This is a genomic window from Flavobacterium hibernum, assembly GCF_000832125.1.
GTDB lineage: Bacteria > Bacteroidota > Bacteroidia > Flavobacteriales > Flavobacteriaceae > Flavobacterium > Flavobacterium hibernum.
Map to the genome: position 1 here is coordinate 149,948 of NZ_JPRK01000003.1, position 12,603 is coordinate 162,550.

Annotated in this window: 15 protein-coding genes and 1 pseudogene; all 16 read left to right on the forward strand. The window is 36.5% G+C overall.

Going from position 1 to position 12,603, the window contains the following annotated elements; genetic code table 11:
• Positions 1-57 precede the first annotated feature (57 nt).
• Complete coding sequence (locus IW18_RS02650; protein WP_041516036.1) at positions 58-1,410, forward strand: cytochrome ubiquinol oxidase subunit I; 1,353 nt, start codon at positions 58-60, stop codon at positions 1,408-1,410.
• Positions 1,411-1,429: 19 nt separating this feature from the next.
• Positions 1,430-2,466: pseudogene (gene cydB / locus IW18_RS02655) on the forward strand (cytochrome d ubiquinol oxidase subunit II).
• A gap of 130 nt (positions 2,467-2,596) precedes the next feature.
• A complete protein-coding gene (locus IW18_RS02660; protein ID WP_041516037.1) occupies positions 2,597-3,253 on the forward strand; it encodes a peroxiredoxin in 657 nt (218 codons plus the stop codon).
• A gap of 32 nt (positions 3,254-3,285) precedes the next feature.
• Positions 3,286-4,704 (forward strand): MBL fold metallo-hydrolase, encoded by a 1,419-nt coding sequence (locus IW18_RS02665; RefSeq protein ID WP_041516038.1) that lies wholly within the window; start codon positions 3,286-3,288, stop codon positions 4,702-4,704.
• A gap of 11 nt (positions 4,705-4,715) precedes the next feature.
• Complete coding sequence (locus tag IW18_RS02670) at positions 4,716-5,030, forward strand: rhodanese-like domain-containing protein (protein ID WP_041516039.1); 315 nt, start codon at positions 4,716-4,718, stop codon at positions 5,028-5,030.
• The gene (locus tag IW18_RS02675) at positions 5,023-5,652 is read left to right on the forward strand and encodes a methyltransferase (RefSeq protein WP_041516040.1); all 630 of its coding nucleotides are present in this window, start codon (positions 5,023-5,025) and stop codon (positions 5,650-5,652) included. Before IW18_RS02670 ends, IW18_RS02675 begins: the two co-directional genes overlap by 8 nt.
• A 4-nt stretch (positions 5,653-5,656) precedes the next feature.
• A complete protein-coding gene (locus IW18_RS22890) occupies positions 5,657-5,866 on the forward strand; it encodes a YgaP family membrane protein (protein ID WP_084607906.1) in 210 nt (69 codons plus the stop codon).
• Positions 5,863-6,120, forward strand: coding sequence for a heavy-metal-associated domain-containing protein (locus IW18_RS02680; RefSeq protein WP_084607907.1), 258 nt, complete (start codon positions 5,863-5,865; stop codon positions 6,118-6,120). Before IW18_RS22890 ends, IW18_RS02680 begins: the two co-directional genes overlap by 4 nt.
• Before the next feature lie 2 nt (positions 6,121-6,122).
• Positions 6,123-6,356: a hypothetical protein gene (locus IW18_RS02685; protein ID WP_041516041.1), complete on the forward strand. Its 234-nt coding sequence runs from the start codon at positions 6,123-6,125 to the stop codon at positions 6,354-6,356.
• Between the two features lie 40 nt (positions 6,357-6,396).
• Entirely contained in the window at positions 6,397-7,014 is a 618-nt protein-coding gene (locus IW18_RS02690) for a class I SAM-dependent methyltransferase (RefSeq protein ID WP_041516142.1), read from the forward strand.
• Between the two features lie 181 nt (positions 7,015-7,195).
• Positions 7,196-7,759: a YeeE/YedE family protein gene (locus tag IW18_RS02695; protein ID WP_041516042.1), complete on the forward strand. Its 564-nt coding sequence runs from the start codon at positions 7,196-7,198 to the stop codon at positions 7,757-7,759.
• A 12-nt stretch (positions 7,760-7,771) separates the two neighbouring features.
• Positions 7,772-8,269, forward strand: coding sequence for a DUF6691 family protein (locus tag IW18_RS02700; protein ID WP_041516043.1), 498 nt, complete (start codon positions 7,772-7,774; stop codon positions 8,267-8,269).
• A 9-nt stretch (positions 8,270-8,278) separates the two neighbouring features.
• Entirely contained in the window at positions 8,279-9,025 is a 747-nt protein-coding gene (locus IW18_RS02705) for a DUF2490 domain-containing protein (protein ID WP_041516044.1), read from the forward strand.
• A gap of 70 nt (positions 9,026-9,095) precedes the next feature.
• The gene (locus tag IW18_RS02710; protein WP_041516143.1) at positions 9,096-10,571 is read left to right on the forward strand and encodes an MBL fold metallo-hydrolase; all 1,476 of its coding nucleotides are present in this window, start codon (positions 9,096-9,098) and stop codon (positions 10,569-10,571) included.
• Positions 10,572-10,679: 108 nt separating this feature from the next.
• Complete coding sequence (locus tag IW18_RS02715; RefSeq protein ID WP_041516045.1) at positions 10,680-11,099, forward strand: hypothetical protein; 420 nt, start codon at positions 10,680-10,682, stop codon at positions 11,097-11,099.
• Positions 11,100-11,211: 112 nt separating this feature from the next.
• A complete protein-coding gene (locus tag IW18_RS02720; RefSeq protein WP_041516046.1) occupies positions 11,212-12,594 on the forward strand; it encodes a TolC family protein in 1,383 nt (460 codons plus the stop codon).
• The last annotated feature ends 9 nt before the right edge of the window (positions 12,595-12,603 follow it).

The following is a 12,603-nucleotide window of genomic DNA, read 5'->3' on the forward strand; positions in this document are numbered from 1 at the left end:
ATTTATTTATTACGCCCATACCAAATATCACTTATCAATGTTTAAAAACACAACGCTATGGATGTAGAAATTCTGGCTCGAATTCAGTTTGCATTTACTATTGCTTTCCATTACATCTATCCACCACTAAGTATTGGCATTGGATTGATAATGGTCATTATGGAAAGTTTATACCTCAAAACTGGTAAAAAAGAATACGAAATTTTAACACGTTTTTGGATTAAAATATTTGCACTGACTTTTGGTATCGGAGTAGCAACTGGTATCATCATGGAATTTGAATTTGGTACCAATTGGGCTGTCTATTCGCGATATGTAGGCGATATTTTTGGAAGTGCTTTAGCTGCTGAAGGTTTATTTGCTTTTGGTTTAGAAAGTGCTTTTCTAGGTGTACTCCTTTTTGGCTGGCATCGAGTAAAACCTTGGGTACATTTAGTCTCAACAATAGGCGTGTTTCTCGGTTCAATGTTTTCAGCAGTTTGGATTGTGGTTGCAAATTCTTGGCAGCAAACTCCAGCGGGCTATCATATTGTTGGAGAGGGATTAAACACAAGAGCTGAAGTGACCGATTTTTGGGCAATGGTATTCAATCCATCAAGCATGGACAGATTAGTGCATACTTGGCAAGGATCATTTTTAGCTGGTGCATTTTTGGTTTTAAGCGTTCATGCTTACTATTTAATCAAAGGACGTTATGTAGAAATTTCTAAAAAAGCTTTTAAAATTGCTTTAGTTGTAGCGACCATTTTTTCATTATCACAATTAATTTCTGGGCACAGCTCTGCTGATGGAGTTGCTGTAAATCAACCAGCAAAATTAGCCGCTATGGAAGGTCATTTTAAAAAGTCAGCTCCTGCCGATTTATATCTTTTTGGTTGGGTAGATAAAGAAAAACAAGAAGTGACAGGTTTGAAAATCCCTGGAGGATTATCTTTTTTGGTACACCAAGATTTTAAGGCTCCTATAACTGGTTTAAATAGTTTTCCCGTTAAAGATAGACCAAGCCAAATCAATGCCGTTTTTCAATTTTATCACATCATGATTGCTATCGGAATGTTGCTAATAGGATTGACATTATATGCTAGTTTCTTATGGTGGCGTGGAAAATTATTTGAAACCAGGTGGCTATTATGGATATTTTCATTTTCGGTAATACTACCTCAAATTGCCAATCAAGTAGGTTGGTATGCCGCCGAAATGGGAAGACAACCTTGGGTTGTTTATGGTCATTTGCGCACCAGCGATGCTTTTTCGCAAGAGGTTTCAGCTAATCAAATCGTATTTTCATTAATTATGTTTACAATCATTTATGCACTATTATTTGTACTATTTATCTATATGGTCAATAAAAAAATAAAACACGGGCCTTACGAAGAAAGCAGCACACTGGTTAATTTTCAATCTTTCTAAAGAATTAAAATCAATAGTTATGGAATATTTTTTAGGAATAGACTATCCAACCTTGTGGTATTTAGTTATTGGTCTTTTATTTTCCGGCTATGCCATACTTGAGGGATTTGATTTTGGTGCTGGAGCTTGGCATTTGTTTTTCAGAAGGATTTAAGCCGTCGAGTGGCAATTAATGCCATTGCTCCAGTTTGGGATGCCAATCAAGTATGGTTGGTTATTGGCGGTGGTGCATTATTTGCTTGTTTTCCAGTAATGTATGCTACTATGTTGTCGGCAATGTACGTTCCGTTTATGCTTTTCCTAATGTTTAATATTCTTAGGGCAGCTGCAATCAAATTCAGAAGTACAGAAGATATGCTATGGTGGCGAAAAACTTGGGATATTGTGTATAGTGTTTCCAGTATTATGATTGCCTTTTTATTAGGGATTGTTCTTGGTAATATTTTACAAGGTTTCCCGCTGGGAGAAAATCATAGCTATAAAGGCGGTATGTTCTTCTCTTTTTTAAATCCATATGCAATAATGGTAGGTCTTACAACGCTATCATTATTTATGACACAAGGGGCAATTTACCTTTTGATAAAGACCGAAGGAAGATTACACTCTAGACTGACTTTTCTATTGAAAAAAGGAATAATATTTTTTATAATAACCTTTGGCATTACAACACTCTATACCCTAATATTCATCCCAGAGGTTACAACAACTTTCAGGAATAACCCTTTCTATTTTATTACTCCAATACTTTCCTTCTTGGCAGTTGCAAATGTGCCTCGCCTCGCTTCTAAAAAAAGCTATATGCAAGCCCTGATTTTTTCATCATTAACAATGGCTTTATTACTCGGTCTTGTTGCTTTACAATTATACCCAACCTTATTGATTTCTACGATTGACCCAAAATATAGCGTAACCATATATAACGCAGCATCATCACAAAAATCTTTAGGTATTATGCTGACCATTGTTGTTATTGGAACTCCTTTACTAGCGGGGTACTTTATCTTTTTGTATAAGACCTTTAAGGGCAAAGTAAAGCTAGACGATACAAGCTACTAGTAGCCGAGCTAGATTAAAAAAAAACGAAATTGCCTAATTAGGTAAAAAAACATCCTTGTGTAACCAAAGTAGCTGTACAGGAAAAAACAACATGGTAATTTAGCATTATAAATTATAAACAAATAGAAAAATGGAAACACAAGAAATTAAAAATACAATGCCAAGAATAGGCGATATAGCTCCATACTTTGACGTAGTGACAACAACTGGAATTTTAAAATTTTCTGAATATAATAAAGGAAGTTGGGTAGTATTTTTTTCACATCCTGCTGATTTTACACCTGTATGTACAACAGAAATGAGTGGTTTTGCACTTGAAAAAGATTTCTTTGCGGAACACAATACCAAATTAATTGGTTTAAGTATTGACAGTATTCATTCTCATATTGCCTGGGTAAATGCAGTTCATGAAAAAACAGGAATTTTATTTGATTTTCCAATAATTGCAGATATTTCGATGGAAGTCTCAAAACTTTATGGAATGTTACAACCAGGTGAAAGTGAAACAGCAGCTGTTCGTGCCGTTTTTATAATGGATCCCGAAGGGAAAGTACGTTTGATAATGTATTATCCACTAAACGTGGGAAGAAATATGGACGAAATTAAACGCTCATTGCTTGCTCTACAAACTTCGGATGAACATAAAGTAGCAATGCCACTTAATTGGCAGCCTGGAGACAAAGTAATTGTGGGTGCTCCAAAAACAATAGAAGCTTTGGCGGCAAGAAAAGCCGATAAGGAATTAGAGCAGGTAGATTGGTATCTGGCTAAAAAATCAATTGGGTAATTTCATTTAAAATTAATTAAAAACTAAAGAATATGTTTTTTCAACACGTTTATGATAAGAGTTTAGCACAAGGCAGTTATGTTATTGGCTGTCAAAAAACTGGGGAAGCCATAGTAATCGATGCACAACGTGATATTGATATATACAGCGACATCGCAAAACAAAACAACCTCCGTATTACACACATAGCTGAAACTCACATTCATGCAGACTTTCTTTGTGGTTCAAGGGAACTTGCAGCAGTAACAAACGCAACAATGTACCTTTCAGACGAAGGAGGCGAAGATTGGCAGTACCAGTTCCCTCACAAAGGGCTAAAAGAAGGGGATATTATCAGAGTGGGCAACCTCACATTAGAAGTAATACATACACCAGGCCATACGCCAGAAAGTATAAGCTTTCTATTAACTGATCATCCGGCGACAGATAAGCCCGTTATAGTACTAACAGGTGATTTTGTTTTTGTGGGTGATATAGGCCGTCCTGACTTACTCGAAAAAGCTGCTGGACTTGCTGGTACAAAAGAAGATGGAGCCAAACAAATGTTCCAGTCCTTGAAAAAGTTTGCGGCACTTCCAGAATATGTGCAGGTATGGTCGGGACATGGCGCAGGTTCTGCTTGTGGCAAGGCTTTAGGAGCCGTAGCAAGTTCTACAGTTGGCTATGAGAAAATTAGAAACTGGGCGCTTCAATACAGCGAAAATGAAAAAGGGTTCATCGACTACCTTTTAGCCGACCAGCCTGAACCACCGAAATACTTTGCGATGATGAAGCACTTAAACAAAGTTGATCGTCCGTTACTTATAGATGTTCCGAAACATCCAGAGCTAACCAAAGAGCAGTTTATTTCTGCCTATGAAAAAGGCATGAAGGTAATAGATACCCGCAATAAAGTAGAATTTGCCAAAGGTTTTATTCCTAATTCGCTAAACATTCAGGGTAATAATTCTTTCGCTACTTGGTGCGGTTGGTTATTGAATTACCAAGAGCAGTTTATTTTGGTAGCCGAAGACAGTCAGATGGAAGATTTGACCCGTAAATTGATGCGTATCGGCTTGGACAACATTTTCGGATACATTTCGGATGTAAATGCTACAGGAATTGAGCTCCATACTTCAGATGTCATTTCTTTGGAAGAATTTAAAACCCAGATAGGAAAGGATAATGTGCAGATAGTAGATGTTCGTGGTGCATCGGAATATGAAGCAGGACACGTTCAAGGTGCAGAAAACGTTTTTGTTGGAACATTAATGGACAACTTGGGTAAAATCAGCAAAGACAAACAGGTGGTTATACATTGTCAGGCAGGCGACCGATCAGCCATTGCCTATTCGATCCTTGCCAAAAACGGCTTTAAAAACGTGAAAAACTTTTCTGGAGGAATGAAAGAGTGGTTAGCAGAAAATGGTAAAACAATTGGATGTAATGAAACATCTTGTACAAAAGCTTAAAATTTAAAACTATGGGACTTTTTTCAGCAATATTTGGCAAAACAGATAACAGTCAATTATCAGAAGCTATAAAAGACGGTGCGTTTTTAGTAGATGTTCGCACACCTGACGAGTTTTCGGCAGGCAGTGCAAAAGGAGCGGTAAATATTCCATTGGATAAAGTACCAATGGAATTACCAAAATTCAAGGGCAAGAAAAATATCGTTGTTTTTTGCAGAAGTGGAAATAGAAGCGGACAGGCAAAAAGTATTTTGGAGCAGAGCGGTTTTCAGAATGTTATAAACGGTGGCACTTGGGAAAATGTAAATCAGTTGATAAATGAGTAAAGAAGAAAATAATATAGCCTGTTGCGTAACACAATGCGAAAACCCACTTGACCAAAACTATTGGAATGAACGGTGGCAGAAAAATGAAACAGGATGGGATATGGGACAGGCTTCGCCCGCTATTACGGAGTATATGACACAATACCATGATAAAAATGCAGCTATTCTTATTCCGGGTTGTGGCAATGCCTATGAAGCAGAATTTTTGATAGCGAATGGATTTACGAACATTACACTAATAGATATTGCACCAAAAGCAGTTGAAGCGTTAAAAGAAAAGTTTGCTGACAAAACACAGATAAACGTTTTGTGCGAAGACTTTTTCAATCATCAGGGTAGTTACGATTTGATCATTGAGCAAACATTTTTTTGTGCCATTCCACCTGCTAGAAGAATTGAATATTCAAAAAAAACAGCTTCAATACTCAACGGAAACGGTAAAATAATAGGTGTGCTATTCGACAAACAATTTAACCAACCGTTTCCACCTTTTGGAGGTTGCCCTTGCGAATACAAACCTGTTTTTGAACCGCATTATTTCATCAAAACAATGGATGAATGTTATAACAGCATTCCTTCAAGAGCCAACTCGGAAGTGTTTATTAACCTCATAAAAAAATAGAGAAATGAAAAAGAACATGGGAACAGTCGATAAAGTAATCAGAATACTAGTTGCTGTAGTTATAGGTGTTTTGTACTTTACAAATGTCATTTCAGGAACATTGGCAATCATATTAGGCATATTAGCAGTAGTATTTGTGCTTACATCATTCATTAGTTTTTGCCCCTTGTATTTGCCATTTGGCATTAGCACTTTTAGAAAGAAAATAAGATGATACACAATATAGCAGTAGAAAACATTAAATGTGGTGGCTGTATGAACAGCATAAAAACCGCTTTAATGAAAATAAATGGTGTTGAAAATGTAAGTATTGACAAAGACACCGAAACCGTAACTATTGATGCTACGGTTGAAAAAATATTTCTTATAAATGCTCTTTCAAAAATGGGTTATCCCGAAAAAGGAAATAATGACCTATTAAAAAAAGCAAAATCGTATGTGAGCTGTGCTATTGGAAAAATAAATTGATTATGAAAAACTATCTAAGAACTTGGAATTTTATGCGTGTATTGCGATTGGCATTAGGCATTTTCGTGATAGCACAGGGTATTCAGTCAAAAGAATGGTGGTTTGTGGTAATGGGTGGATTATTTTCTTTAATGCCTATACTTAATATAGGATGTTATGGTGTTTCGGCTTGCAATACATCTATATCAAAAAACAACAAAAAATTGGAGAATACAGCCTATGAAGAAGTATGTTAGTTAAACAAATTTAATGTTGGAAATTAAAGATTTAGTGATTATGGATACAAATAACAAAAAACAGCATTGGGAAAACGTTTACGAAACTAAAAACCCTAACCAGGTAAGCTGGACACAGGAAATGCCTAAAACATCTCTTGATTTTATTTCTTCGTTCAGATTGGAGAAACAGGCAAAAATTATTGATATAGGAGGTGGCGACAGCAAATTAGTTGACCATTTACTTAATCAGGGGTATGAGAACATTAGTGTTCTTGATATATCAGCAAAAGCACTTGAAAAAGCTAAAAATCGCTTAGGAGACAAAGCTAAAAAAGTAAATTGGATAGTTAGTGATATTACAGAATTTCAACCCAATACACAATATGATATTTGGCATGATAGAGCAGCATTTCACTTCCTAACAACAACAGAACAAATTGAAAAATATTTGCACATAGCAAGGATGTCTGTAACTGGCTTCATGATGATTGGAACTTTTTCCGAAAGCGGACCAACAAAATGCAGTGGTCTTGAAATCGAACAATATTCTGAACAAAGTTTAACCAAAACACTTGAAAATGGCTTCGACAAAATCCTTTGCATTTCAGAAAGCCATACGACACCTTTCGATACAACTCAAGATTTTTTATTCTGCAGCTTCAAAAGAAATATGTAGGAGATGATGCAAGCATTATTAATATTGATGTTGACAATTAACCTCAAGCAGCAACAACACATAAAGTACGAAGTGTACCCACTTATTATTATTTAAAAATGGTAAACAGCTTTGGCGTCAGTCGGGCATAGTCCCCTTAAACGAATTGGAAAGATTAATTAACGAAAATATATAAAAATAAATGTTAGAATTTTTGAAACAACCCTGGCCTTGGTACGTAGCCGGTCCGTTAGTGGGGCTTACAGTACCAGCATTATTAATTTTAGGAAATAAAAATTTTGGCATTAGTGCCAATTTACGTCATGCTTGTGCAGCTTGTTTGCCAGCTAATATTTCTTTTTTTAAATATGATTGGAAAAAAGAAATTTGGAATATATTTTTTGTAGTTGGAATACTAATTGGAGGTGTAATCGCTTTTAGTTTTTTAGCCAATCCAAACCCTATAATCATTAATGAGAATTTGAGAACTGAATTAGCAAGCTACGGTATAAAAAATATCAACGGAATGTTGCCACAAGAAATTTTTTCTTGGGAAAATCTCTTTACAATAAAAGGATTTTTAATGATGGTTGTCGGTGGTTTTATGATAGGTTTTGGTTCTCGTTATGCAGGTGGCTGCACAAGTGGACATGCAATTTCTGGATTATCAAATCTGCAATTGCCATCGCTAATTGCTACTTGCTGCTTTTTTATTGGCGGATTAATTATGGCAAACATTATACTTCCAATAATTCTCTCTCTTTAAATTATAATACAAATGAAAAATATAGATAAAAACAAAGATTTCGAAACCCGCTCATTAGACACAGTATGCATAAATGAAAGCCATTTAGAGCACAAATGGTACCACAATATCAAATACTTAATAGTAGGTTTATTATTCGGAATAGTATTTATAAAAGCCGAAATAATCAGTTGGTACCGCATACAAGAAATGTTTCGTTTTCAATCTTTTCATATGTACGGTGTTATTGGTAGTGCTGTTATAGTTGGTGCAATTTCGGTCTTTATGATTAAAAAACTTAATATAAAAACCATTTATGGCGAAAAAATAGAGTTTCATGATAAGAAATTTAATAAAGGTCAGATCATTGGTGGACTTATTTTTGGTTTAGGCTGGGCTATTACAGGTGCGTGTCCTGGACCTATTTTCGCACAAATTGGAACTGGAGTGACTGTGATGATTATAACTTTATTCTTTGCGATTGTTGGCACATGGGTGTATGGTTATTTTAGAAATAAGCTACCTCATTAATTAACGTTTATGTATTGGTTTAAAAGATTGCTGGTAACAGCGATATGGATATCTATTGCTCAAACTTTACAGGCACAAGATCATTACAACGCTTGGTTTCGAGGTACCTTGAGCATTCCAGTCGGCGAAAAATTTAAAATAGATAACGAGCTTCAGCACAGGAGACAAAACGGCTTTGAAAACGAGAATATGTTAGGTGAAAACTTGATGTTTGCTTTCAGGAATTGGTTACATTATCAACACAGTCAAGATGTGAAATTTTCCTTATCTCCCTTAGCTTATTTTAAGAACTACAAGATTATTCAAAAACATTTAGACGAAACTACTATACCAAGCAGTGAAATTCGTTTTTCGGCGGCAGTTGAATTACAACACGAGATACTGAAAAAATTTTATATAGTAGATAGGTCAGCTGCCGAATATCGAATATTTGACAACAATCAAGCAGACATCATCCGGCTTCGAAACCGTTTTGGCTTTCGCTACGACTTTACTGGAAGACTAAAGATTGGTGTTTTTGACGAATTGCTTTTTAATCTTTCTGGCACAACATACCATCATTTCTTTGATCACGATCGTTTAGGGCTGAATATCGAATACAAACTTGTACCAAATGTAAAATTTGACATTGGTTATATGCACATTACTCGCTTACCTTTGAATAGTACAACAAAACTGCATGAAAATAATCTCTATCTCAATTTTACCTATCAACTAAAAAAGAAGAATAACAAAACATCAATTCCACCAATGTAACAAAAGTTACAGTGTAATGAAAACAGATAGCCTAACTTTGCGAGTTAAGAATTTCTAAATAATGTTGATTATGCTAATCAAAGGAAAGTTTACGACTATTATGGTTGTATTTATAATCTTGTTCTTTCACGGAAATAAATTACAAGCCCAAAGCTATTTTTTTGAGCGGGTATATGATGAAACACTTGCACAGGCAAGTTTTGTCATCGGTGATCTGAATACCAAAGAAGCTATTGTTATTGACCCCAAACGCGACATAGATACCTATTTGGAAATTGCCAAAATTAACAATCTCAAAATAATTAAAGCAACTGAAACGCACATCCATGCAGATTTTTTAAGTGGCTCCCGTGAATTGGCTGCTGCCACAGGTGCAGAGTTGTTACTATCTGATGAGGGAGGAACAGATTGGCAATATCAATTTCCACATACGGGATTGAAGGAAGGCAGTATAATCTTCATTGGACAGGTAGAAATTAGCGTAATGCACACACCCGGACATACACCTGAAAGCATCACTTTTTTGGTAAGAGATACGAAAGTTCCTGTAACACCACAAAGAGCCATTACGGGAGATTTTATTTTCGTGGGCGATGTTGGTCGTCCTGACCTACTGGAAAAAGCAGCTGGGCAAGAAGGCTCACAGGAGCTTGGCGCAAAACAGCTTTATGCTTCCATACAGAAGTTTTCAAAATTGCCTGATGATTTGGAGATATGGGCTGGACACGGGGCTGGATCATTCTGCGGTAAGAGCCTAAGTACCATTCCTCATTCTACACTAAGGGAAGAAAAGCAGAACAGCAAAGCATTCCAATTTAAAAATGATGAAAAGGGGTTTGTGCACTACATCTTGAACGGGCAGCCAACACCACCAAAATATTTTGCTATGATGAAGCACTTGAATAAAGTAGATCGACCGTTGCTGATACAGGTTCCTATTCATCCAACACTTAACCCGACCTCTTTTCAAAAAGCAATAGATAACAAATTACTGATTATTGATACCCGCAATAAAAACGAGATTGCCAAAGCTCACATTCCGGGAAGCCTGCATATAGAAAACGGAAAATCATTTTCCACTTGGGTAGGTTCTTTGATAGATTATCAACATCAAATTGTATTGATAACTGATGAAAACCACATGGAGGATCTGACACGTAAGATGATGCGTATCGGGATGGACAACATCTACGGGTTTGTGATCAGCTTAAATAAGATGAATGTGGCACTGGAAAAATCCGATCTCGTTAACATTGAGGAACTGAAAAAGCACTTGAACAAGAAAGATGTTCAAATCATAGATGTGCGAACCGAAAGCGAATACGACAACGGACATATCAAAGGTGTAGAAAATATTGTTCTTACTTCATTAGAAAAAAATATTCAAAAAATCAGTAAAGATAAGCCTGTCATTGTTCATTGCCAAAGCGGAGTGCGAGCTGCAATGGCATACTCTATATTGAGAAGAAACGGAATTAAAAACCTAAGTATTTATTTAGGTGGTATTAACGAGTGGACAGAACAAAAGAATGAATTAACCAGGTAATTTAAACTATCTAAAGCGTCAAATTAAAATAGTAGTGGATGTTAAAAAATATTAAAACACAGGCTTTCGTTTGGATTGTTAGTTTAATTAAAGTATTTTAGCATATTGATGGATAATAAAATATCACATAGTCTAAAAAGTTTTCAGCGATACCTTTTTGTATTCGCTGCATTTCTTGTGATGTTTCTTTCATCTTGCTCAGTTAAGGCTAGTATTAAAACACTTGCTGGTTTCCCTCCAAAAACTGAACAAGGTATACCTAAAGGCAACCATAATTTATCTGTAAATACATTTGAAAAATGTTCACAGATTGATTTTGTCGATAGCCAAATTGATCATAAATCATCGTATAGTCCTCACGATTTATTACCAGTAATTCTTCTTGCAGTTACTACTATTTTCTTTTTTGGTATCCGCCAAGAAAGAAAAGAAACTAAACACCCACTTTATGGTGGTAGTGGAAAAATTCGTAATTCTATCTCTATCTTTTTAGAATACCGAAAACTTCTCATTCATTTCTCCCTTTAGTTTCTTTTCCTAATTTGAACGCAATGTCTCATTTAGGATGTATTTCTATTTTTTCCCTTTTTAAAAAATAAACTGAAGTCGTCATGACGGCTTTTAAAAATCGTACATCAATATGATAAAACATATTATGGCGGTCACTTTGTTGTGGCTAGCCGTTGTTGTTGCTTTTCCGCTATATGCGCAGCAACACAAGGAACACACCTTAGGCAGTTTGTGGCCTAAAGTTGAAGAAAATTATCCGGGTATTAGTGCAAAAACATCGGAGATTGATGCCGCAAAATTCAACCAACGGGCAGTTAAGGGCAATATGCTTCCCCAAATTAACGCACAGGCACAAAATACTTATGGAACTTACGAAGGTAGTGCAGGTGGTTTTTTCCCACAGCCTGGTTTTTTTAACGTAAATGGCCCAGTACCATTAGATGGTAGTTCTACCGCAGCCAATACCTTTGGCTCCGCTATTGTGAATTTTGAAATGTTCTCTTTCGGAAAGCTCCGTAAGCAGAACGAGGCTGCGGGTGCTTTATATAACAAATCGGTCAGCGATAAAGATGCTTACCTGCTCAACCTAAAAAAGACATTATCTGAAAGGTACATCATTCTTCTTTACAATAATGCTAAGCTGCAATGGACCCAAAAGAATGCCGAACGTCTTGACGACATCCGGAAAATAACTTCGGGATTGTCAGCATCAGGCCTAAGACCTGCGGCAGACAGCTTGCTTGCTTCATCATCGTATGTGCAGGCAATGGGCGAGCATGACAAATGGTATGGCTTTAAAAATGCTTCTTATATTAAACTATTGGAGTTGTATGCCAATGATACCATAGATTTCACAGCATCAATCGACCGTTTCGGTAATCCCACAGAAAATGGTTTAAATAAATTAAATACCATTAATCCTTCGCACCCCATATTAGATGCGCTAGACAAGCAGTCGGAGTATTATACTTTAAGTGGTGAGGCACAAAAAAGAGCTTCTCTGCCTTCGATCAACTTGCTGGGTGGTTATGCTTATCGGGGCACTGGCATCAGCCCTAACGGAAACGTATCGGGAGCATGGAAAGACGGGTTCAGCAATACCACCAATAATTTTTTGGCAGGTGTCGGCATTACCTGGAATTTGACTAATCTGCATACTAACCGGATGAAAGGCGAACAACTGTTTAAAGAAGCCGAAAGTACGAAGCTACTTCAATCACAGTACCAGCTGGCAATGCAAGCAGATTTATCTGCTTCGCAGGCAAAAATTGTTCAGCAATACCAACAGCTTCAGAAAACGAAGCTGGCCGTACAGCAGTCGCAAGATGCGTACAATATGTACCTCGCAAGGTACAAAAGCGGTTTAATTACGCTAAGCGAACTTTTACAGATACGCATTTTGCTTGAACAGGCAGAGAATGTACATATCGAGGCTTCCCGTGAATATTGGGGATTGCTAGCTTATGAAGCGGAGCTAACTGCAGATTTCGACTTTTTATTCAACAACCTTTAAATAATCGTA

Coding starts and splice junctions, on each gene's coding strand:
- IW18_RS02680 (WP_084607907.1), top strand. CDS start 5,863: ATGATACACAATATAGCAGTAGAAAACATTAAATGTGGTGGCTGTATG.
- IW18_RS02715 (WP_041516045.1), top strand. CDS start 10,680: ATGGATAATAAAATATCACATAGTCTAAAAAGTTTTCAGCGATACCTT.
- IW18_RS02670 (WP_041516039.1), top strand. CDS start 4,716: ATGGGACTTTTTTCAGCAATATTTGGCAAAACAGATAACAGTCAATTA.
- IW18_RS22890 (WP_084607906.1), top strand. CDS start 5,657: ATGAAAAAGAACATGGGAACAGTCGATAAAGTAATCAGAATACTAGTT.
- IW18_RS02675 (WP_041516040.1), top strand. CDS start 5,023: ATGAGTAAAGAAGAAAATAATATAGCCTGTTGCGTAACACAATGCGAA.
- IW18_RS02660 (WP_041516037.1), top strand. CDS start 2,597: ATGGAAACACAAGAAATTAAAAATACAATGCCAAGAATAGGCGATATA.
- IW18_RS02695 (WP_041516042.1), top strand. CDS start 7,196: ATGTTAGAATTTTTGAAACAACCCTGGCCTTGGTACGTAGCCGGTCCG.
- IW18_RS02705 (WP_041516044.1), top strand. CDS start 8,279: ATGTATTGGTTTAAAAGATTGCTGGTAACAGCGATATGGATATCTATT.
- IW18_RS02650 (WP_041516036.1), top strand. CDS start 58: ATGGATGTAGAAATTCTGGCTCGAATTCAGTTTGCATTTACTATTGCT.
- IW18_RS02685 (WP_041516041.1), top strand. CDS start 6,123: ATGAAAAACTATCTAAGAACTTGGAATTTTATGCGTGTATTGCGATTG.
- IW18_RS02710 (WP_041516143.1), top strand. CDS start 9,096: ATGCTAATCAAAGGAAAGTTTACGACTATTATGGTTGTATTTATAATC.
- IW18_RS02720 (WP_041516046.1), top strand. CDS start 11,212: ATGATAAAACATATTATGGCGGTCACTTTGTTGTGGCTAGCCGTTGTT.
- IW18_RS02665 (WP_041516038.1), top strand. CDS start 3,286: ATGTTTTTTCAACACGTTTATGATAAGAGTTTAGCACAAGGCAGTTAT.
- IW18_RS02690 (WP_041516142.1), top strand. CDS start 6,397: ATGGATACAAATAACAAAAAACAGCATTGGGAAAACGTTTACGAAACT.
- IW18_RS02700 (WP_041516043.1), top strand. CDS start 7,772: ATGAAAAATATAGATAAAAACAAAGATTTCGAAACCCGCTCATTAGAC.